The organism is Demequina sp. B12 (assembly GCF_028823635.1).
Lineage (GTDB): Bacteria > Actinomycetota > Actinomycetes > Actinomycetales > Demequinaceae > Demequina.
This window is the reverse complement of record NZ_JAPEHU010000003.1, coordinates 293,317-314,301: the sequence shown is the minus strand read 5'-3', so window position 1 is coordinate 314,301 and position 20,985 is coordinate 293,317. Positions and strand designations below refer to the sequence as shown.

General features: G+C 63.6%; 18 protein-coding genes and 1 tRNA gene. 9 read left to right on the top strand and 10 right to left on the bottom strand.

All coding sequences use genetic code 11. The features are described from left to right. The first annotated feature begins 15 nt into the window (after positions 1 to 15). From ON058_RS08950 to ON058_RS08940, 3 genes are read left to right on the top strand one after another with little or no spacing between them, the layout of a single operon-like run. Positions 16 to 372 carry a GntR family transcriptional regulator gene (locus tag ON058_RS08950; protein WP_274668701.1) on the top strand — a complete coding sequence of 119 codons (357 nt, stop codon included), beginning with the start codon at positions 16 to 18 and terminating at the stop codon, positions 370 to 372. After that, a complete protein-coding gene (locus ON058_RS08945; protein ID WP_274668700.1) occupies positions 369 to 1,256 on the top strand; it encodes an ABC transporter ATP-binding protein in 888 nt (295 codons plus the stop codon). Before ON058_RS08950 ends, ON058_RS08945 begins: the two co-directional genes overlap by 4 nt. Further along, positions 1,253 to 2,014, top strand: coding sequence for an ABC transporter permease (locus ON058_RS08940; protein ID WP_274668699.1), 762 nt, complete (start codon positions 1,253 to 1,255; stop codon positions 2,012 to 2,014). The genes ON058_RS08945 and ON058_RS08940 overlap by 4 nt, the downstream gene beginning before the upstream one ends. A gap of 86 nt (positions 2,015 to 2,100) precedes the next feature. Here the strand turns inward: ON058_RS08940 and ON058_RS08935 are convergent, their stop codons facing one another. The 3 genes from ON058_RS08935 to ON058_RS08925 form a co-directional block, all read right to left on the bottom strand. Beyond that, the gene (locus tag ON058_RS08935) at positions 2,101 to 2,571 is read right to left on the bottom strand and encodes a hypothetical protein (RefSeq protein ID WP_274668698.1); all 471 of its coding nucleotides are present in this window, start codon (positions 2,569 to 2,571) and stop codon (positions 2,101 to 2,103) included. Between the two features lie 156 nt (positions 2,572 to 2,727). After that, on the bottom strand, positions 2,728 to 3,816 hold the full coding sequence (locus tag ON058_RS08930) for an NADH:flavin oxidoreductase/NADH oxidase (RefSeq protein WP_274668697.1): 1,089 nt from the start codon (positions 3,814 to 3,816) through the stop codon (positions 2,728 to 2,730). Positions 3,817 to 3,940: 124 nt separating this feature from the next. Beyond that, positions 3,941 to 4,013: transfer RNA gene (locus tag ON058_RS08925), tRNA-Arg, on the bottom strand. A 211-nt stretch (positions 4,014 to 4,224) separates the two neighbouring features. On the opposite strand from ON058_RS08925, the gene ON058_RS08920 reads away from it, so the two are divergent. The 5 genes from ON058_RS08920 to ettA all read left to right on the top strand — a co-directional run bounded on the left by ON058_RS08920 (position 4,225) and on the right by ettA (position 10,528). Continuing rightward, positions 4,225 to 5,814, top strand: a complete 1,590-nt coding sequence (locus ON058_RS08920) for a dynamin family protein (RefSeq protein WP_274668696.1) — start codon at positions 4,225 to 4,227, stop codon at positions 5,812 to 5,814. Then, positions 5,811 to 7,175, top strand: a complete 1,365-nt coding sequence (locus ON058_RS08915) for a GTPase (RefSeq protein WP_274668695.1) — start codon at positions 5,811 to 5,813, stop codon at positions 7,173 to 7,175. Before ON058_RS08920 ends, ON058_RS08915 begins: the two co-directional genes overlap by 4 nt. Beyond that, positions 7,172 to 7,984 (top strand): pyrroline-5-carboxylate reductase, encoded by an 813-nt coding sequence (gene proC / locus ON058_RS08910; RefSeq protein ID WP_274668694.1) that lies wholly within the window; start codon positions 7,172 to 7,174, stop codon positions 7,982 to 7,984. The genes ON058_RS08915 and proC overlap by 4 nt, the downstream gene beginning before the upstream one ends. A gap of 150 nt (positions 7,985 to 8,134) precedes the next feature. Then, positions 8,135 to 8,704, top strand: coding sequence for a single-stranded DNA-binding protein (locus ON058_RS08905; protein WP_274668693.1), 570 nt, complete (start codon positions 8,135 to 8,137; stop codon positions 8,702 to 8,704). A 141-nt stretch (positions 8,705 to 8,845) separates the two neighbouring features. Next, positions 8,846 to 10,528, top strand: a complete 1,683-nt coding sequence (ettA, locus tag ON058_RS08900; RefSeq protein WP_274668692.1) for an energy-dependent translational throttle protein EttA — start codon at positions 8,846 to 8,848, stop codon at positions 10,526 to 10,528. A 199-nt stretch (positions 10,529 to 10,727) separates the two neighbouring features. Here the strand turns inward: ettA and ON058_RS08895 are convergent, their stop codons facing one another. The 7 genes from ON058_RS08895 to ON058_RS08865 all read right to left on the bottom strand — a co-directional run bounded on the left by ON058_RS08895 (position 10,728) and on the right by ON058_RS08865 (position 18,678). Next, positions 10,728 to 11,795: a glycosyltransferase gene (locus tag ON058_RS08895; protein ID WP_274668795.1), complete on the bottom strand. Its 1,068-nt coding sequence runs from the start codon at positions 11,793 to 11,795 to the stop codon at positions 10,728 to 10,730. Positions 11,796 to 12,439: 644 nt separating this feature from the next. After that, on the bottom strand, positions 12,440 to 13,354 hold the full coding sequence (locus tag ON058_RS08890) for a glycine betaine ABC transporter substrate-binding protein (protein ID WP_274668691.1): 915 nt from the start codon (positions 13,352 to 13,354) through the stop codon (positions 12,440 to 12,442). Positions 13,355 to 13,496: 142 nt separating this feature from the next. Continuing rightward, a complete protein-coding gene (locus ON058_RS08885) occupies positions 13,497 to 14,489 on the bottom strand; it encodes a proline/glycine betaine ABC transporter permease (RefSeq protein WP_274668690.1) in 993 nt (330 codons plus the stop codon). Beyond that, complete coding sequence (locus tag ON058_RS08880) at positions 14,486 to 15,760, bottom strand: glycine betaine/L-proline ABC transporter ATP-binding protein (protein ID WP_274668689.1); 1,275 nt, start codon at positions 15,758 to 15,760, stop codon at positions 14,486 to 14,488. The genes ON058_RS08885 and ON058_RS08880 overlap by 4 nt, the downstream gene beginning before the upstream one ends. 423 nt (positions 15,761 to 16,183) lie before the next feature. Further along, complete coding sequence (locus ON058_RS08875; protein WP_274668688.1) at positions 16,184 to 17,071, bottom strand: acyl-CoA thioesterase II; 888 nt, start codon at positions 17,069 to 17,071, stop codon at positions 16,184 to 16,186. Positions 17,072 to 17,093: 22 nt separating this feature from the next. Further along, complete coding sequence (locus tag ON058_RS08870) at positions 17,094 to 17,516, bottom strand: globin (RefSeq protein ID WP_274668794.1); 423 nt, start codon at positions 17,514 to 17,516, stop codon at positions 17,094 to 17,096. 16 nt (positions 17,517 to 17,532) lie between these two features. Then, complete coding sequence (locus ON058_RS08865) at positions 17,533 to 18,678, bottom strand: mechanosensitive ion channel family protein (RefSeq protein WP_274668687.1); 1,146 nt, start codon at positions 18,676 to 18,678, stop codon at positions 17,533 to 17,535. A 157-nt stretch (positions 18,679 to 18,835) separates the two neighbouring features. Between ON058_RS08865 and malQ the strand changes: the two genes are divergently transcribed. Next, the gene (gene malQ / locus ON058_RS08860) at positions 18,836 to 20,962 is read left to right on the top strand and encodes a 4-alpha-glucanotransferase (protein WP_274668686.1); all 2,127 of its coding nucleotides are present in this window, start codon (positions 18,836 to 18,838) and stop codon (positions 20,960 to 20,962) included. The last annotated feature ends 23 nt before the right edge of the window (positions 20,963 to 20,985 follow it).

Here is a 20,985-nt window from a genome sequence, read left to right as displayed (position 1 = left end):
AGGAGGTGGCGACCAGTGGACGACGGACGGCCCATCTTTCTCCAGATCGCAGAGAGCCTGGAGAGCCAGATCCTGGACGGCACGTTGCTCGAGGAAGAGCAGATCCCCTCGATCAACGCGCTGGCCGCATTCCACCGCATCAATCCCGCCACCGCCCTCAAAGGAGTGACCATGCTCGTCGACGCCGGAACTCTCTACAAGCGCCGCGGCATCGGCATGTTCGTCGCGGAAGGGTCACGCGAACGCCTGCGGGAAAGCCGTCGCGCTGAGTTCCGTGACGCACACATTCGTCCACTTGCACACCGGGCCCAAGAGTTGGGCCTCACCTCAGCCCAACTTCACGACATGATTACCAAGGAGATGAACCGATGACCGCCATTGTGGAGGCACAAGGTCTCACCAAAAGATTCGGCAAGGTGACAGCCGTCAATGACGTCACCTTCACCCTCGACGAGGGTGCGATTCACGGCCTCCTGGGCCGCAACGGCGCCGGAAAGACCACCCTCATGCACGTCATGACGGGCCAAGATTTCGCCACGGAAGGCCATGTGCGGATCTTTGGGGAAAGCCCCGTCGAGAACGCAGCGGTCCTGGGCCGCACCTGCTTCATCAAGGAATCACAGGTGTACCCCGACGACTTCAGGGGTAAGCATGTGTTGCGCGCAGCGCGCTGGTTCTACCCCCACTGGAACGACGCATTGGCGCAGCGCCTCGTCGACACGTTCCAAGCGCCTCTGGACCGCAAAATGAAGAAGATGTCTCGCGGCCAACGTAGTGCGGTCGGAGTGATCGTTGCCCTCGCTTCCCGTGCGGAACTGACGTTCCTCGACGAGCCCTACGCAGGGCTTGACGCCGTCGCTCGCAAGCATTTCTACGACCTGTTGCTCGAGGACTACCTGGAACACCCCCGGACCTTCGTGCTGTCCACGCACCTCATCGATGAGGCGGCACCGCTCCTCCAACGCGTCCTCGTCATCGACAAAGGTGAGCTCGTCATCGATGCAGACGCGGACTCCCTGCGCGCCACCGCCACCACGCTCGTCGGCAAAGCCTCGGATGTGGAACGCTTTGCCGCTGGCCGCGAGGTCTTGGACCGCACCGCGATTGGGGCGATCGCTTCCGTCACCCTGACGGGACTGAGCGAGCAAGACAAACGAGAGGCAGCATCGGCCGGTCTGGAAACTACCCCTGTCTCGCTCCAGGAACTGATTGTGCGCCGCACGGGCGGCGCCGTAACCGAGGAGGTCAGCGCGTGAACGCCATCGCCACCCGGTCGCCCAACGCGACCACGCCCCAGAGACTACTCAACGTGGTGCGCCTTCACGTCGCGAACCCGTTCCCCACGCTGGTGGCGCCCTGGCTCATTACCTTCGTCATCTTTGGTCTCAACCTGGCCGTGTGGAACATCGTGGCCCAGGCCGCAGGCGGGGTCGAGAACCTTGACGCGGACGCCTTCCAATACAACGGCGGCATCCTGTGGATCGTGGTCTTCATGATGGTCGTGGGCGTCCAGGCCATGAGCCTGACGTTCCCCTTCGCGCTCGGATTCGCAGTCACGCGGCGCGACTTCTTCTGGGGCTCCGCTTTGTACTTTGTGCTGTTGACCGTGCTGTACTCGACCGGACTCACGGCCTTGGCATGGCTCGAACGCGCCACCGACGGCTGGGGCATCGGCGGGGCGTTCTTCCAGCCCTTTGGTGCCCTCGAAGAAAGCCTCAACGTGGTGTGGTTCCTCTTCTTCGCCGCGATGCTGTTGTTCTTCTTTGTTGGCGCGGCCGTGTCCGCGGTGTGGGTGCGGTGGCGAGCCAACGGACTCTACGTCTTCTTCATCGCGCTCGCCGCGCTCATCGTGGGCGGCCTGTGGGTCGTGGGTCAGTTGGATGCGTGGGCGCAGATCGGAGAGTTCTTCTCCACGACATCTGCCACCGCCATTGCGGCCTGGACCTTGCCCGTCACCGCAGTCAGCGCGATTGTGGGCTACCTCCTGCTGCGACGCGCGACGAGCAAGGGCTGAGTCACCTGCCCCCAAGCGAAGGGCCGATGCTGCACTCACGTGAGTGCAGCATCGGCCCTTGTCGGTTGTCCAATAGAGGCGCGGCGCTACTGCGTGCCGCCCGCTTCCGTCACCACCACGGTGAGGAGACCAGAGTCGCCACCGGGCTCTTTAGCCCAGGATGCAGTCACCGAATAGTTGCCGTCGGTGAGGTTCTCTGACCGTGCGGCGTCCTGAACGGAGACGTCACTGCCAGTTGTGAACCCGGCGTCTTCAAGTTGAGCAACGTAGTCATCAACCGAGAGCGACGGCGCTGTGGCGGCTGCCGTCCAGCCCGATCCCGTGGCCGCAGCCGCCTGCAACTCAAACTCTGGTGCGGGCACACCCTCCGGCCAGCTGGCAGGCAGCGACGCGCCGTCACCCAGGTTGATCGAGGCTTCACCGCCGGTGGCCTCGTTGATGGCCTGTTCCGCCGCGTCTTGTGCCAGTTCTCCCACTGCATCCCCAAATCCGTCGCCAGAACACCCGGACAGGGCAACTGAGCCAAGAATCGCTGCAGAGATGGCGGCCTGACGCATGAAAACTCCTTTGGTCACAACGGTGCAGTGTGAGTGCAACGGCCAGGATGCCGTACCGGTTCCCCTCATGCCGCATTCTGCGCAAACTCTGTGGATAACCGTGCACGATTCGTCGCGCACCAGGCCCGCGCGGACCTGTCAGGGCAGGGAAGGGCGTTACGGGCGGTCTGCGAAGGTGCCCCGGTCGTACTGGGACGGCCAGTAGTCAACATCCACACCCAACTCGTGCGCGGCACGCAACGCAAAGTGCGGATCACGCATGAACTCGCGGCCCGCCATCACAGCATCGGCTTGTCCCGCGGCCACGATGTGCTCGGCCAAGTGAGGGTCAGTGATGAGACCAACGGCGCTGACCGGAACGTGTGCACGTTCCTTGACCTCCGTGGCAAACGCCACCTGGTATCCCGGACCCACGGCAATCTTGGCATCCGGCACGTTGCCCCCAGACGACACGTCAATGAGGTCCGCACCCGCATCTTTGACCCACTCCGACACGATGACGGTGTCCTGGACGGTCCAGCCTTCCGGCTCCATCCAGTCGGTCGCAGAGAAGCGCACAAAGATGGCCTGCGATGGTGCTACCTCACGCATCGCGCGAACGATGTCGAGCAGCAGACGTGCGCGGTTCTCGAGCGAGTCGCCGTACTCGTCGTCGCGTTGGTTGGACAAAGGGGAGAGGAACTCGTGCAACAGGTAGCCGTGAGCGGCGTGAATCTCCAGGACATCAAAGCCCGCAGCGACCGCCCGCAATGCCGCCTCCCGGAAGGACGTCACCACCGCAGCAATGCCCGCGTGATTGAGCTCCTCCGGGTACGCCAGCCCGCGGAAGGCCAGCGCTGACGGGGCTTGCGGAGTCCAGCCGCCATCGTCGTGCGGGACCGCGCCATGCCCGGACCACGACCGGTACGTCGACGCCTTGCGTCCGGCATGGGCCAACTGCACCCCAGCCTTGGCTCCCTGGCCATGGATGAAGCGCACAATCCGGGCCCACGCATCGGCCTGCGTGGAGTTCCAGATACCGGTATCCCACGGCGAGATGCGGCCCTCGGGCGTGACCGCCGTAGCCTCCGCCATCACCAAACCTGCCCCACCGCGAGCCATCCCGCCCAAGTTCACCAGGTGCCAATCCGTGGGAACACCGTCGCGGTCCTCGCACGAGTACTGGCACATCGGCGCCACCCACAGGCGATTGCGGAACGTCACGTCCCCAAGAGTGAGGGGGCTGAACAAAGCGGAGGTGGTCATGTGCGGTCTTTCATTCGGGCGCGAAGGGCGCGGAACGATTCAGGGCGTTTTACCTGTCAACGATTCTGGACTGTCAACTGATTCCCTGCAGGCTTCCTGGGTGGCCGCTCCCGCGCGGCCGCGGTGCCCCCGGCAGGACTCGAACCTGCAACCTACGGATTAGAAGGCCGTTGCTCTATCCATTGAGCTACGGGGGCCTGCGTAGCCGAACGCGCCGTCGCACCCGGATTTGCGACTACCAGCGTAGCCGTCCGTGCTTCAGGGAGGTGCGCATCGGCCCCATAATGCGCAGTTTTCGTGCGCTTTCGGGGCGTCTGACCGGGTCCAGTGAGGCAGGATGGTGAACTAGTAGCAGGCCTGAGTCACGGTAATCTTGAGGCTGCCCTGAGGACGGAGGAAGCACGCGGCATGTCGATCCGCCCCATTAAGACGTGGTCGTACCCTGGCGCGCTCCTTGACGCGCTGGTCGACACTCGGCGTGTTGTCGCCGATCTTGAGTTGCCTATTCCGTTGGGCAATGCCGAGGACACGCGCGAGATCCGTGACCACATGCTGGACCAGCTTGACCACCATTTGATTCCGCGTGTACGCGAAGAAGCCTCGCCCGCGATCGTGGTGGTGGCGGGGTCCACCGGAGCAGGCAAGTCCACCGTGGTGAACGCCCTCCTAGGTGAGCAGTTGACTCCCTCAGGGGTGTTGCGTCCCACGACCCGTATTCCGCACGTATTCCACCACCCGCTGGACACAGAAGTGCTCACGTCTGTGGCTGACGAAGCCAAGGTCCAAGCAACGGACGCTGTGCCGCGTGGACTTGCGCTTGTGGACTCGCCCGACCTTGACTCCGTACGCGCAGAAAACCGTGATGTGGCGGAGAACCTTCTTGAAGCGGCGGACTTGTGGATCTTTGTCACCACGGCCGCGCGCTACGGCGATGCCGTGCCGTGGGACGCCTTGCGCAAGGGTGCCGAGCGTGGTGCGTCGATCGCGATGGTGCTTAACCGGGTGACACTCGACGTCGCCGCCCAGGTACGCCGCGAACTTGTGGAGCGCCTCGCGCAAGAAGACCTCGAGTCGCTGCCACTCTTTGTGATCCCGGAGGACACACGCGGCGGCAAGGATCTTCCGGCCGATGTGGTGGGCGGACTGGGACGCTGGCTTGAGTCCGTCGCGGCGGCGTCAGCGGGGACCATTGTGGAGCGCACGATGCACGGCGCCACCGAGTCGCTCAAAGAGTGGTTGGAGACACTGGCCGAGCGCATGGATGACCAAGTCAGCGCCGCCAAGGAAGTCCGTGCAGAAGTCCGTCGCTGCGCCGCCCACGCTGAGGCCAAGGGCGGAGACACCTGGTACGAGGAGATCTCCACCGGAGTGCTTGCTGCCCGTTGGGAAGCAGCGTGCTCCGAAGGTGGCCCGCTGTTCAAGTTGCGCCACAGCATGTGGACCAAGCGCCGCTCCGCACGCGAACAGCGCGACGACGTGCTGCACGCCATCCACAAAGACGTCCTTGATTCCGTGGAAGCAACCCTCAGCGCCGCCGCCGGCGACGCGTCCGTCATGATGGTGGAAACCCTCACCGACGGCGATGAGTCGCCAGGAACGTGGCTGGCATCGCAACGCGACCCACGCGACGCCCGCGTGATCAGAGAGCGCCGAGCAGCCGATGCCACCCGCGCCTGGATGTCGAAGTGCCACGAACAAGTGATGAGGCTTCCCGGCGCAGAACGCGGCGCAGAGATCGTGGGAGAAGAAGGACTCGCCGTCGCGCTCGCGTCGGCGGCGCTCGGAATTGAACAGGCGCGCACGATTCTGGGAGTACTCGTGACGCCATCCGTAGGGGAGCCCGTGCACCTTGCGCGCGCCGAACTCACGGGAGCACGCCGGTACTGCATCAACCGTGAGGCGCTCGACATGATGAAACCCACCGATGTGCCGTCACTGATGCCGGAAGTGTCCTCCACCGTACGCCTGCGCCGCGCCGAGTTGAGGGGGCTGATGTGAGCGTCCAGTTCGTTCCGCTCGAACCCCGCTCCGAAACCGTGCTGCTGGGGGAGCGAGTGGCCCGGCTGCGCTCCGCCATGGAGTGGGCCTCGGACGCCATCCCCGCCGCTGTCCGGGCAGAAGTCTTCGCCACCATCGACCGCTGTGAAGAGCGTCTCGCGCTCGGTGTGGACCACACCGTGGTGGCGCTCGCGGGAGGCACAGGCTCGGGCAAGTCCACGCTCTTCAACGCGATCCTGGGCCGAGAGTTCGCCGTCCCCGGGGTCGCTCGGCCGACCACTTCCCATGTCAGTGCCGCAGTGTGGGGAGGTGACGCGGTTCAACTGCTCGACTGGTTGGGTATCTCTCAGGTCCGCCGTTTCGAACGCGTCATTGACGAGCTCGACGATGATGACGAGATCAACCTCGCAGGCATGGTCCTGCTTGACCTGCCCGACCACGACTCCGTGAACGCGGACAACCGCGCCACGGTGGACCGCATCGTCCCCATGGCAGACCTGTTGTTGTGGGTAGTGGATCCCCAAAAGTACGCCGACCACGCCTTGCACTCCGCCTATCTGGAGGCCGCGTCGCGACAGCAGCGCCCGTCCCTCGTGGTGCTCAACCATGTCGACCGGCTCTCGACGGAGGATGCCTGGGCTGTGGCCCGCGATCTTCAGCGCCTCCTTGCCGTTGACGGCATGACCCAGGTGCCGGTGATGCCCATCAGTGCACGCACGGGGCAGGGACTCGACATCTTGCGCGCCGAACTCGGCGGCGCTGTCGCAGCAAGGTCCGTGGCCGCAGAAGCGGTCCGCTCCGACCTGGTGCACGCGGGCCGGCTGTTGTCCGGAGCGCTGTCACGCGGTGCGGAGCCGCAGCTTCCCGATGCCGAGGAACTAGTGGAAGCACTCGCCCGGGCTGCCGGAGTCGACGCACGTGCCGAAGCCGCGGGCGCCCGCGCCAAGGGTGCAGCCAACGACCTTCACGCGCCCCTGCGTCTGACGGTCGCGACTGCGGAACGTGAACGCATGGACTGGGTCGATGCCGCCACCGACGGATTGCCGCCCACGTGGCGACAAGTCATGGCGGAAGCTGTCTCCGACGGCGCCACCCTGAGTGCAGACCTCGAAGTCGCGCTCGCGGACGCTCCGTGGCCTGTGGTGGCTCGTCCCACCGGTCTGAAGGCCCTGTTCGCGCGGGCAGGGCTCGCGGCCAGTGCGCGCAAGAAGACTCTGGACGTGGGCCGTGCGGCAGTCCGAGCCGTGGTGGTGCCTGACGTGGTGGAACCCACCGTGACCATCCATCAGGCCTACCGCGCCATGGATGAACTGACCCGCCTTGATTCCGTAGATGTCGACGACCACGAGGAGCAGGCGTGACCACCATTGCAGTCCTGGGAGCAGGAAACATGGCGGGTGCGATTGCTCGCCGACTCGCCGCCACTGGCCCCCAGACAACGGTCCGCCTGACCACCCGAACCCGGGTGCCCGCGTGGGCGGCAGAACTGGACAACGTCGAGCACCGCGCACTCGAGTCCGACCCCACCGCAACCGCATGGGCCCTTGCCGGTGCAGATGTGGTGCTCGTCGGCGTGAAGCCCGTGGGCGTCGTTGATCTGCTGCAGGAAATCGCGCCGCTGATTGCGCCCGGTGCGGTGGTGGTGTCGGTGGCCGCGGGCGTCCGACTGGCGCCGATGCGCGCCGCACTTCCCGCTCACGCGCGGCTTGTCCGAACCATGCCCAACACCCCGGTAGCGGTGGGGCGTGGCGTCACTGCTGTCGCTATCGAGGATGATGCACCCGCAGAGGTCTTGGCCGATGCCGTGGCACTGTTGGAGCCCACCGGTCTGGTGGAGCCGCTCCCCGAATCGTCGATTGATGCTTTCTCTGCCGTGTGTGGCTCTGGCCCGGCGTATGCGTACTACGTGGTGGAGGCGCTGCGTGACGCCTCAGCGCGCCTAGGACTTCCTGCTGAACTCGCAGAACGTGCGGTACCTGCCATGTTGGCGGGTTCGCTGGCGTACCTGGAACAGTCCGGCGAGGAGCCTGCTGAACTGCGACGCCAGGTGACCAGCCCGGGAGGCTCGACCGCGCAAGCGATCGGTGTCTTCGATGACCGTGACCTCAAGGGTCTGATCGCTGATGGTCTTGAGGCAGCCCGCCTGCGCAACGTCGAGATGGGCGCCTAACTCCTCTCGCTGAGCGCGCTAGTGCTATCCCCAGGGCCGTCAAGCCGCCGCATCGGTCCCCATGTTGAGATCTTCGTAGGCGCTGCGCGCTTTCCTCCCTGCACGGTGGATCCACCTGCGGCACCGTGCCACAGGTGACGGGAGAAACTCATGAATGACCTCAACCTCACGCTGACAGGATGGGTGGCGACGGAACCGCACATGGTGGTCCGGCGCGACGGCAGCCCCACTGACATGTGTACGTTCCGCATGGCGCAGACGCCTCGACGCTTCAATCCAGCGGTCAAGGACTGGCGGGACGCGCAAACCGAATGGTTCACCGTCCGTGTGCACCGCGACGCTGCCTACTTCGTTGAGCGCTCGGTGGCCAAGGGACAACCGGTGGTCGTGTGCGGAAGGCTGCGCTCGCACACCTGGCAGACCGCGGAAGGGGAGTCACGCACGGAGATGCAGCTCGACGCCACCGCTGTGGGCCATGACCTGAGCCGTGGCTATGCCACCTTCCGGCGAGCAGTCGTAGATGGCAGCGGAACCATCGCCGATGCCGGTGCGCGGGCCGAGGACACTGTGGACGCGGACGTGGACGTGGACGTGGATGAGAGTGAAGCCGAGCTCACTGCCGAGGAAGCCACCCAGTGGGAGATCGCTCCCAGCGCAGACGTCGACGAGTCGGACGCGGATGAGGCCGACGCTCGGGTGCGCGCCGCGTTGTCGGCCTGAGGCGGTGAGATGGCGGGGCTTCGCTGACCTGGGACAATGGTGGGCGGAGCCCCCGCCGTACGCGGTGAACGCGTAGGCTGGTGGGCGGTCATTCCCAAGGCGTAGGTCATCTGCGCCGCCGCACGAGTTCACGGAGCAGCAGTGGCAGAGTTCATCTACACGATGCACAAGGCGCGCAAGGCGCATGGCGACAAGGTCATCCTCGATGACGTCACGATGGCGTTCTATCCTGGCGCAAAGATCGGTGTCGTTGGTCCTAACGGCGCTGGTAAGTCGACCATTCTGAAGATTATGGCGGGTCTCGAGGAGCCCTCGAACGGTGAGGCTCGACTGAGCCCTGGTTACACCGTGGGCATCCTGATGCAGGAGCCGCCGCTGAACGAGGACAAGACCGTCCTGGGCAACGTCGAAGAAGGCGTCGCAGAAATCAAGGGCAAGCTCGACCGCTTCAACGCGATCTCGGAAGAGATGGCCAACCCCGATGCGGACTACGATGCCTTGCTCGCTGAGATGGGCACCCTCCAGGAAGAACTGGACCACGCGGATGCGTGGGACCTGGACAGCCAGCTCGAACAGGCCATGGATGCCCTCCGGTGCCCGCCGCCGGACGCCGATGTCTCGGTGCTGTCCGGTGGTGAACGTCGCCGCGTCGCACTGTGCAAGCTCCTCCTGGAAAAGCCCGACCTGCTGCTGCTCGACGAGCCCACGAACCACCTGGACGCCGAGTCCGTGCTGTGGCTCGAGCAGCACCTCGCCAAGTACCCCGGCGCTGTTATGGCCGTCACTCACGACCGTTACTTCCTGGACCACGTCGCAGAGTGGATCTGTGAAGTGGACCGCGGACGCCTGTACCCCTACGAGGGCAACTACTCGACTTACCTGGAGAAGAAGCAGGAACGTCTTCAGGTCCAGGGCAAGAAGGACGCCAAGCTGTCCAAGCGTCTGAAGGACGAACTCGAGTGGGTGCGCTCCAACGCCAAGGGTCGCCAGACCAAGTCCAAGGCTCGTTTGGCCCGCTATGAAGAGATGGCGGCTGAGGCGGAGAAGACCAGGAAGCTCGATTTCGAAGAGATTCAGATTCCCCCGGGCCCGCGCTTGGGCAATGTGGTCATCGAAGCCAAGAACCTCAAGAAGGGCTTTGGCGACCGCACGCTGATCGACGGGCTGTCCTTCTCGCTGCCGCGCAACGGCATCGTGGGTGTGATTGGTCCGAACGGTGTAGGTAAGACCACCCTGTTCAAGACCATCGTGGGTCTGGAGCCGCTGGACGACGGCGAGCTGAAGGTCGGCGAGACCGTGCAGGTGTCTTACGTGGACCAGTCGCGCGGCGGAATCGACCCCAAGAAGTCGCTGTGGGAAGTCGTCTCCGACGGTCTGGACTACATCAATGTGGGCAAGGTCGAAATGCCCTCGCGTGCGTACATCTCGGCGTTCGGCTTCAAGGGGCCGGACCAGCAGAAGGCCGCAGGCGTGTTGTCCGGTGGTGAGCGCAACCGCCTCAACCTGGCGCTGACGCTGAAGGAGGGCGGCAACGTCCTGCTGCTGGACGAGCCGACCAACGACCTCGACGTCGAAACGCTCGGTTCACTGGAGAACGCCCTGCTGGAGTTCCCCGGATGCGCCGTGGTGGTCAGCCACGACCGTTGGTTCCTTGACCGCGTTGCGACCCACATCCTCGCGTATGAGGGCACCGAAGAGAACCCCTCGAACTGGTACTGGTTCGAAGGTAACTTCGAGGCCTACGAGAAGAACAAGATCGAACGTCTGGGTGCCGACGCAGCACGTCCGCACCGCATGACGTACCGCAAGCTCACGCGCGACTAACGCCTGCTCGAACATAAAGCGCTCTTGGGCCAGGTCTCCCACGTTAGTGAACGGCCTGGCCCAAGCGTGGTGTTTGCATCGCGAAACCCTGGTCAGGTCTTTCGACCTAGCGGCCGAATGCTCGACCACATAAGTCCATCGGTTAGGGCTTCTGATTACGTGTGACGCGCTACATCTTGGCAGCTGTTCTCGGCAACGGCTACTGGTAATGACGAGTGGTGTAACGTGGTTTCGAGTTTAGGAAAAACGCGTCGGTCCACGGGCCGTAGTTTCCACGAACTAGGCTTGCAGCGTCTTTCAGTCCCAGAGCATCAAATATTGCAACGCAAACAGCTGCAACATGTAGTCCGTCCGAGCTCAGGAGTGAATCAGAGGTTATCGAGATCGCCTCGAGGCTGTCGACAAGGATCGCCGCGGCGTTTTGATCAGCATCGCCCAACATCAGTCTGGAAACTGCGAGAAAATAGGCGTTCTCTGCATACCGGTACGGCGGGATTTCGACGAACTGAGATGCGAACTCTCTCAAGCTGTGCCAGTCCCCAATGCCTATCTGATGATAACAGCACTCTAGTCGTAGCCCGTCGAGGTAATCATCACGACATAAGTGGTCGCGTATGTCGTCGCGCCCAAGCCTTGCGAGGTGGTCTTGGGCTTCAAGCACCCTGCTGTTATCGCGCGAGGCGAGGTAGTGCCGGGCAAGATAAACGTAGTTCCTAGCACGGCCAGGGTTCTCGGCAATATCGCGTGATAGGAGCGTGAGGTTTCGATTGTACTTTCTTCTCATGGCGTCTTCGTCGAGAGAATAGCCACTGTGGTGGATGGAAAGGTCTGAACTCTCGATAACTGCGGCTCGCGGTGCAATCATCCTCGCGGCCTCGTGGACGTAACCTTCGTACCTGGTCTGGTGCCTATTGAGAATGACTCGAGGCACGCCGGTGGAGGCTTGCCCCGTAGACTCATCGACGATTCTGTACGACATCAGGTCCGCAGAGTTCCCCTGTGCTCGACGAATTTCTTCCGCCACTCGTGATGTACTTCTTTGATCGATCCATTCGTCTGAGTCGAGAAACATGACGACATCGTTTTTCGCGGCCCGTAGGGCGTGATTCCTTGCGTCGGAGAATGAGCCAGTCCATGTGTGCGGCGCTAAGGAGACTCGAGAATCAGTGCTTTGTGCTCCTAGAAGGTCATCATTACCCCTCGTGGGGACAAGCAATATCTCAGTTGCGTGTGTTTCCAGGCTGGAGCGAACGGAGCGCGAGAGCATTTCGCTCTCGCGCTCCGCCAATATCGCAATCGTGAATTCCACTTGTCGATACAGAGTTCTACTTGCAGACGGTCTTGTAGTAGTTGCCCAATGCACATCCCGACCAGACAGTTGCATAGAACTTGTAGCAGGTGCGGGGCTTGCTCGCTCCGTTGTTGCTCTCCGTGTACTTTGAGATGTACTCATAGTAGATAAAACCACGCCCACATCGCACGCGTTGACTCTCCGTTTTCGGTTCAGGGTTTCCGCACGTAGCGCGAGCAGTTACTGTAGCGGCAGAGGCATCTGAGATGCTGCCAGGGGTCATGAAGAAGGCAAATGTCGCAAGCAGTATCATTGACGCATAATAGAAGCGTGTCTTGCCATTCCTTTTAACTTCTTGGTACGAGTTCGCTCGGCTTCCATTCGTTGTGTCCGTCACAATGGGAGAATGCTTCATGATTTCGTCTCTAATGCTGGAGAACCCGCTGTGGTCAAGCATCTTTGCTCCGTTTCTAAGTTCGGAGGACACCCAACGCGCCCCCCCATTGGGAAACGTACCAGTCAGCCCGATGCCTGTCTATGTCTTGATGCCCGGGCGCACACACGAGCGCCGGCCGGCCCTTGCGGACCGACCGGCGCTGTGAGAACTGCTGAAGTGAGACTTACGCGGTGAGCGAGTCGACCCACTCCTGGTTGGCAGCAACCCAGTCGGCCACGATGGACTCGTAGTCCGCGGAGTCTGCGCCGTTGAGCTCGTTCTCGAGCGAGTACAGGACGTCAGCTTCCATGGTGAAGTTACCGATCCACTCGGCGACCTCGGGGAAGTCGGTGTCGAAGTCGGTGCGTGCGTAGGTCACGATTTCCTCGGCCTCGCCCAGGATGCCCTCGGGGTCTTCGAGGTTCTTGATGTCGTAGGCGCCGTAGGCCCAGTGGGGCTCCCACAGCGTCACGATGATGTTCTCACCGTTCGAGGTGGCGGTGTCGAGCTCGGAGAGCATCGCGGGGGTCGACGACGTCAGGAACTCGTAGTCCGACAGGCCGTAGGCCTCGATGGCGTTCTCCGTGGCGGTGGTCAGACCGGCGCCGGGCTCGATACCCACGATGCGGGCGTTCATGTCGTCGACGAAGTCAGGCAGCTCGGCGAGCGAGTCGACAGGAGCGTCAGCGTTGACCGCGATGGTCAGCGCTGCCGAGTCGAACCAAGCACCCAGCTCGATCATGTCGTCACCGAAGGACTCGATGTAGTCAGCGTGGGTCAGCGGCAGCCACACGTCGGTCACGACGTCGTAGTCACCGTCGGCCACACCCTGGAACACCACGGCGGGGTCGGCGTACTCGAGCTCGACGTTGTAGCCCTTGCCCTCGAGGATGTTCTCCCACAGGAGCGAGGTGGCGAGGGACTCGTCCCAGCCGTTGAAGACAGCCAGCGAGATGTCGCCGCCCGCTTCGGTTTCGGTGCCGGCGGTGGCGCCAGCAGTGGACTCGTCCGTGGTGTCTTCGTCGGCGGACGAGCAACCAGCGAGCACGAGGCCCGCAGCAGCAGTCACCGCGAAGGCGGTGGCAGTGCGCTTGAACATGTTTCTCCCTTTCTCGGCACAGGGATTTCCTTGTGCCGTGGAAGCATTCCACCGTCCGGATCGGGCGGAACGCCCGCAGCCCAGGAGGGCCGCGAAGTCTTGCAGTAGGGCACCGGCCAGGAGGGCCGATGCGGTGGTCAGGTCAGGCGACAGGCTCCGGCGTGCGGGGTGTCGCTTCGGTGTCGAGTTCGAGGGCGTCGATGCGCGCCTGCTCGGCCTCTTCGCGCTTGGTCTTGCGTGCCTTGGCGATGCGCGACCACAGGCCCATGCCCTTGCCGAATGCGGCGGTGAAGCGGTCCAGGATGATCGCGAGGACCACCACGGACAGGCCTGCTTCGAATCCAAGGCCTACGTCGAGGCGCTGAATGGCGGCGGAGACGTCTCCACCCAGGCCACCGGCACCCACCAGGCCAGCGATCACGACCATGGACAGGCTCAGCATGATGATCTGGTTGATGCCAGCCATGATGGAGGGCATCGCCAAGGGGATCTGGATCTGGCGCAGGATGCGGCCAGGGGTGGCGCCGAAGGCCTCGCCGGCCTCCACCACTTCCTTGTCCACACCGCGGATGCCCAGTTCGGTGAGGCGCACGCCGGGGGCGATCGCGAACAGCATGGTCGCGATGATTCCGGGGGCGACACCCACGCGGAACAGTGCCAGCGCGGGTACGAGGTACACAAACGCGGGAAGCGTCTGGAGGAAGTCCATGATGGGCTTCACGACCGCGGAGACGGTGTCGTTGCGAGCGGCCCAGATACCGAGCGGAATTGCGATGAGCACAGCGAGAAGAGCGGCGACGATCACCAAGGCGACCGTGTCCATGGCGTTGTCCCATTGGCCGACCGAGATGATGAACACCAGGCCCAGGACTGTGCCCAGTGCGAACGTCCAGCCCCGCGCCAGCAGCGCGCCCACGCCCACCAGCAGGATGATCACCCCGGCAGCGGGCGTCGTGAATAGCCAGTCGAGGCCGTCGAACATGCCCTTGAGGATGTCTCGAAGGACCTCAAAGAACGCCCCGAATGAGGCTTCGAGCCAGTCAAAGAATGCCTTGATCCAGTCGCCTACGGGAATCTCGATTGGCCATGGCCACAGGTGCACGGTGGTATCGCCAAGGTTGATGTCGATGTTCACGACTGTGCTCCCTTCGTTGTGGCGGCGTCGAGGACCTTGTCGACCACCTCGGTGGGCAGGGGTTCAACAACCGGCTCTGCCGATGCTGCGGCCTCGGGCTCTCCGCCCAGGGCGGCGAGGAGCGTGACGCGGGGGACTACTCCCACGAGACGGTCCTTGTCGTCGGTGACGGCCAGCGCGAGCGCGGCCTCAAGCGACGGAATGAACAGATCTGCAAGCGAGGTGTCTTTCGACACGGCGCCGTGGTCCGTCTGGATGGCGCTGGCCAGGGATTTCTCGCCCTTGCGCACCAATGCCATGACGTCGCGGTCGCGGACCCAGCCCACGATGGTGCGGTCCCGCTTGGTGACGTACAACGCTGAGATCTCGTTCTCTCGCATTGCGGTCAGCGCTGCGTGGGGGCCGGAGTTTTCGTGGACGACGGCGCGCGGCTTGCGCATCACCGACTCCGCGGTGAGTACCTTGGCGCGGTCGACGTCCTGGACGAACTGCTCGACGTAGTCGTTAGCGGGGTTGGTCAGAACGTCCTCGGGCGAGCCGATCTGGACGATGCGGCCGTCACGCATGACGGCGATGCGGTCGCCCAGGTACATGGCCTCGTTGAGGTCGTGGGTGATGAAGACGATGGTCTTGCCGAGTTCTGCCTGGAGTTCCAGGAGCTGGTCCTGCATCTCGCGGCGGATCAGCGGGTCGAGCGCAGAGAACGCTTCGTCCATGAGCAGCACTTCGGTGTCCGCGGCGAGTGCGCGGGCCAAACCGACTCGCTGCTGCATGCCACCGGAGAGTTCGGAGGGGTACTTTTCTTCCCAGCCGGACAGGCCCACGATGGTCGTCACTTTGAGGGCGCGCTCGAGGCGTTCTGCCTTGCTCATTCCCTGGATCTCGAGGCCGTAGGCGACGTTGTCGATCACGGTGCGGTGGGGGAGAAGTGCGAAGTGCTGGAACACCATCGAGATCTTGTGGCGACGAATGTCGCGCAGCTTGGTAGGTGTCACTCCGGTGATGGAGTCGTCCCCAATGGTGACGGTACCGGCGGTCTGCGGGTGCAGTCCGTTGAGCATGCGAATGAGCGTGGACTTACCTGAGCCAGAAAGGCCCATGACCACAAAGATCTCGCCCTTCTTCACGTCGAAGGAGGCGTCGATGACGGCGGCAGTGGCGCCGTCGAGTTCGTCGCGGGACGCTCCTTCGCGGAGCTTCCTCACGGCATCGTTCGCGTTGCGGCCAAAGACCTTGTACAGGCCTTCCGCCTTCAAGGCGATGTCGTTCACAGTTGTCCTCAATGCTCCCGGCGTCAGACGGGAGCCAGAAGGTCGCGGCCTTCAACAGGAGAGGGAGCTCGCAGCCGTCGTACGGCAGTCACGGGCCCGCGGTCGCCATCATGGGATGGGCGGCACGCTCGCCTGGGGCGCTGCCAATGATCTGGCGCTGCCACAAGGCCTGGGCTGGTCGTTGACGTTTCGGTCGTGACTGACGCGAACCCCGAAACGGCTCCATGACGCTATCTAGCCTGTCTGGGCAAACTCAAACCCTGATGAGGGAATAACCTGCCGACACGCCGCCTGGTCGGCCATGAGGTCCCTGGTAGCGAGCCTATCGGCCGACTTTAGTAACGATTGGGTAAAGCGATCGCCTTGGCTTGGCGCGGTATGTGAACGCTACTACTGCAAACCGGACAAACCGGCACTTAAGTCCTATGCGCCCTCCGGCGACATCCGGAACATGCCTTCCTGAGAAGCGGAGGCCACGAGCCGTCCGTCTTCAGAGAAGATCCACGCGCCGCCAAGCCCGCGCCCACCCTGAGCGGTGGGGGCGTCCTGAACGTAGAGGAGCCATTCGTCGGCGCGTGCGGGACGGTGCCACCACATGGCGTGGTCCAGCGATGCAAAGTTGAGGCCGGGAGTCATCCACGAGGCTCCATGCTGACGCAGCAACGGTTCGAGCATCACTTGATCACACTGGAAGGCCAGCAGTGCGCGGTGCAGAAGGTCCGTGCCCTCGATGGGCTGGCGGAGCTTAATCCAGGTGGTCTGGTACTGCTTGGGACGGCCATCGGGCTGGAACAGCAAGCTACCTTCGACATGCCGCAGGTCAAACGGCGTGCGCTTGAGCCAATAGTCGGCCACCGGGTTGCCTTCATGGGGAGCCAACAGGTCGATGGCAGACACCACAGCGTCCGGTCCGGGAACCTCGGGCATCGCGACCGAGTGTTCCGGCCCCTCCTGGTCGAGCTGGAAGGAAGCGATCATCGACAAAATGGGCTTGCCATCCTGAAAGGCGTGGGTCCTGCGCGCCGAAAACGACCGGCCGTCGCGGAGGATCTCCACCTCAAAAGAGATGGGCCGTGACGCATCGCCCGGACGCAGAAAATAGCCGTGCATCGAGTGCATGGGGCGGTCAGAGTCCACGGTGTGGCCTGCAGCCAAAAGCGACTGTGCAAGAACCTGCCCGCCATACGCGCGCCCACCCGGCATCGGCAACGAGTCACCCTCAAAGCTGGTGTCACCCAGGCGCCGCAAGTCCAAGACTGCCATGCCTGAATCGACAGCCTGCTCGGCCCAGATGTCGTCCACGTGTTCCATACGTTGGTGTCCCCGATACGCGTCAGGAGCCCTCAGTGGGCTCAAAGCTGTTAATCATGGAATGCGCAGCACGTTCCATGTAGTCCATCAAAGTGGTGGCGTGCAGAGGAGAGAGATTCTCCTGTGCGACCGCCTCCCGCATCAGTGCCACCCAGTGGTCGCGCGCCTCGGGGTTGACGCGGAACGGCTGATGGCGCATCCGCAAGCGGGGGTGCCCACGCTGCTCAGAATAGGTGGTGGGGCCGCCCCAATACTGCTCCAGGAACGCGGTCAGGCGCCATTCGGCTCCCTCCCAGTCGTCGGCTGGGTACATCGGACCCAAGACCGGATCCGACTTCACCCCGGTATAGAAGCGGTGGACGATGCGGGCGAACGTCTCGTGCCCTCCCACAGCGTCGAAGAAGGATTGCTGAGGTTCCTGAGTGGGGCCGGACCCCACGGACATTCCAGGAGTCGTCACGTCAGTCACTTTCACCGTCGCCGTCAAGGTCGTGAGAAGCAGGCGGCAAGGGGCGTCCCTCGTCATCGGCGGGCTGCTCGTCGTGAGGACGGCGAACGTCGTTGATGCGGGGAGCTCGCTTGGCGGGCTTCTCATCCACGATGATGGCGTCGCCGGGGACAGCAAGGCGAATGTTGCGTTCCGCGAAGATCCGACGCATCTCGCGGCGAACCTCACGCTGCACATCCCATTGCATGGCCGGGTTCACCTGGCACATGAGACGCAGCATGATCGCGTTGTACTCAAGCGACTCAATGCCGGCCACCTCGGGCTCGCCCAAGAGGTTGTTCTTCACGTCGTCGGACTCCACCGCCGCCGATTTCACGGCGTCGATCATGGCGTCCTTGGCTGCCTCGACATCCGTGTCATACGCAAAGCGCACCTCGATCATGACGCGGCTCCACAGGCGCGTCATGTTGCCCACCCGGGTGATCTCGCCGTTGGGGACGTACCAGACCGTCCCATCAAGGGCGCGCAAGCGAGTACAGCGCAGCCCCACCTCCTCGACGGATCCCGCTGCGGCCCCCAGGTCGACTACGTCGCCCACGCCGTACTGATCCTCAATGAGCATGAACACGCCGGCCAGGATGTCCTTCACCAGTGACTGGGCACCAAAGCCCAGTGCCACACCCACGATTCCCGCAGACGCGAGCATCGGCCCCACAGGCAACCCCAGCACCGCCAAGACGGCCATGACGAGCATGATCACGACCACCACGGCCAAGGCGGAATCCAGCACCCGCTTGAGCGTGTGGGCTCGCTGACGACGTCGCTCCGCTTCGAGGCGCGCATCCATGTCGTCTTGCTGAGGAAGCCTGATCTTGGCTTTCTTCAGAGCGGCCAAAGTCTTGGGATCAGAGATCGGTGTGCCCTTCTCAATCCCGTGCACAAACCACTTGATGACGTAGTGGAAGATCACCCACACCAACAACGCGATGAGCACTACGGCGCCCAAACCTCCCGCGCGCGACTCCACGTCGCCCAACCACTCGCCGATGTCGCCGGCGTCGGGCACGCCCGGGAGGGAAGGTTCTGTCGTCGGAGTGGCCGAGGGGTCGGCAGAAGCGCTACCGGCCAGCGGAATCTTCGAGCTCAAGAGTGCAAACACGATTTCCACTGTAACGGGATGGCAGACAAACGGATACGACGATCCGCAGGGGAAGTGAGATGCGTCACCATCGGTGCGTGCGTACCTTCTCACAGTGGTGTCCGTACTCCGCGCGTGAGCATAGGCGTGTAGCAGCGCGCCTGGCAGGATAGGTTCCATGACTGAGGAACCCGGTGCTGTGACGGAAGTTCTGGCCGCGCTCGCGCGCGAATGCGGAGTCGCGCTGGAATACACCGGGTGGGACGGACAGCGACGTGCCTCGTCTGCTTCCGCGGTACGTGCCGTGCTGGTAGCGATGGGCATGGATGCACACGATGACGCCGGTTGCTCCCGAGCGCTCGCAGCGATCGACGACCATAAGTGGAGCCGCATGGTCCCTCCCGTCACGGTGCTGCGCGAGGGCCACGGCAGCCAGATCCCTGTTCATGTTCCCGACGGCGAGCCTGCAGAGGTCTCGCTCACCCTTGAAGACGGGAGTTCCCGCCGGCTGGAGCAGCTTGATGTGTATGTTCCGCCCCGTCACGACGGAACGCGAACCATCGGCCGCGCAACTTTCGCCGTCCCCGGAGACTTGCCGCTCGGCTGGCACAAAGTGGAAGCGCTCACCACTGGCCGGCGCGGACGCGGCTATGTGGTCGTCACACCCGCACGGCTCGACGTTCCCGCCTGGGTCCGAGCACGCCGTCCATGGGGACTTGCCGCCCAGTTGTACTCCGTGCGCTCCGAACGGTCCTGGGGCATCGGTGACTTTGGTGACCTCGGAGACTTGGGTGCGCTCGCGGCCGTGCGTACCGGCGCGGACTTCTTGCAGATCAACCCGTTGCATGCATCGGAACCCGTGAGCCCGATCGAGGCGTCGCCCTACCTGCCTACCTCCCGTCGGTTCTTGTCGCCTCTGTACATCCGGATTGAGGACATTCCCGAGGTCGCCTACCTCCCGTCACAACAGCGGGCCGTGCTGGCATGGGAATCGGAACGCCCGCGCCGAATGAACGCCAGCAGCGACTCGATCGACCGCGACACGGTGTGGCGATCCAAGGTCTCAGCACTGGAACAGGTGTACGTGGCACCCCGTTCCGCGGGCCGTGACGCCCAGTTTGAGGCGTTCTGCATGCGTGAGGGTAAGGCTCTCGAGGACTACGCGACTTGGTGCTCGATCGCGGAAGGCCACAAGGGTGTGCCATGGCCAGAGGAGCTCGCGACGGGAGTACGCACGGCCGTGGAGGCCTGGCGTGACGAACACGCAGATCGCATCATGTTTTATGCGTGGCTCCAGTGGATCGCAGACGAACAACTTGAACGCGCCCAGCGGCGCGCGAAGGACGCTGGCATGGGGATCGGTTTGATGACCGACCTCGCCGTGGGTGTCCACCCCTATGGGGCCGATGCGTGGGCCTTGGGGACCGTGATGGCTCGCGGTGTCGCTGTGGGAGCCCCGCCGGACATGTACAACCAGAAAGGTCAAGACTGGTCACAGCCGCCGTGGCAGCCGCGTGCCCTTGAGGCGAACGCGTACCTGCCGTTCCGCGACGTGGTCCGCTCCGCGGTCCGCCACGCCGGTGCACTGCGGATCGACCACATCTTGGGCTTGTTCCGGCAGTGGTGGATCCCTGCAGGTCATGAGGCCTCCGACGGTGCCTACGTGCAGTTCGATCACGAGGCCCTCGTGGGCATTCTTGCCCTCGAAGCCCAGCGCGCCGGAGCCATCGTCATCGGTGAAGACTTGGGCACGCTGGAGCCGTGGGTCTCCGACTACCTGAATGAGCGTGGCCTGCTGGGCACGGTCGTGGCATTGTTCGAGAAGCAGCACGATGGCTCGCCCACACCGCCCGAGCACTACCGCGCGGACGCATTGGTATCGGTGACGGTCCACGATCTTCCACCCACCGCCGCCTACCTTGCGGGGGAGCACATTGCGACCCGTGCCGAGCTCGGCCTCATCGCAGGTTCTGAGGCAGACGAGCGAGCAAAGAGCGACCATGAACGCGATCGCATGGTCGAGTTCCTCCGGTCCCGCGACTGGATGATCGAGGACTGGAACGAAGAAGACCTCGTCGCCGGAGTCCACAAGTTGGCGCTCGCATCGCCGGCGCTACTGACCTCAGTGACGCTCACCGACGCGGTGGGGGAACGACGCTCCCAAAACCACCCCGGTACCAACACCGAGTACCCGAACTGGCGCGTGCCATTGGCAGACTCCAACGGAGTGCCCGTCATGGTCGACGACCTGTTCGACCACCCGCGTCTCCAGCGCCTCATCGAGGCAGTGCGCTCCATGCGCTAGCCGCGGCATACGAGCACCACACC

Bases quoted from the DNA above. Each gene is read 5' to 3' on its own strand.
- ON058_RS08945 (WP_274668700.1), top strand. From the start codon at position 369: ATGACCGCCATTGTGGAGGCACAAGGTCTCACCAAAAGATTCGGCAAG.
- ON058_RS08935 (WP_274668698.1), bottom strand. From the start codon at position 2,571: ATGCGTCAGGCCGCCATCTCTGCAGCGATTCTTGGCTCAGTTGCCCTG.
- ON058_RS08930 (WP_274668697.1), bottom strand. From the start codon at position 3,816: ATGACCACCTCCGCTTTGTTCAGCCCCCTCACTCTTGGGGACGTGACG.
- ON058_RS08920 (WP_274668696.1), top strand. From the start codon at position 4,225: ATGTCGATCCGCCCCATTAAGACGTGGTCGTACCCTGGCGCGCTCCTT.
- ON058_RS08905 (WP_274668693.1), top strand. From the start codon at position 8,135: ATGAATGACCTCAACCTCACGCTGACAGGATGGGTGGCGACGGAACCG.
- ON058_RS08895 (WP_274668795.1), bottom strand. From the start codon at position 11,795: ATGCTCTCGCGCTCCGTTCGCTCCAGCCTGGAAACACACGCAACTGAG.
- ON058_RS08890 (WP_274668691.1), bottom strand. From the start codon at position 13,354: ATGTTCAAGCGCACTGCCACCGCCTTCGCGGTGACTGCTGCTGCGGGC.
- ON058_RS08875 (WP_274668688.1), bottom strand. From the start codon at position 17,071: ATGGAACACGTGGACGACATCTGGGCCGAGCAGGCTGTCGATTCAGGC.
- ON058_RS08870 (WP_274668794.1), bottom strand. From the start codon at position 17,516: ATGTCCGTGGGGTCCGGCCCCACTCAGGAACCTCAGCAATCCTTCTTC.
- malQ (WP_274668686.1), top strand. From the start codon at position 18,836: ATGACTGAGGAACCCGGTGCTGTGACGGAAGTTCTGGCCGCGCTCGCG.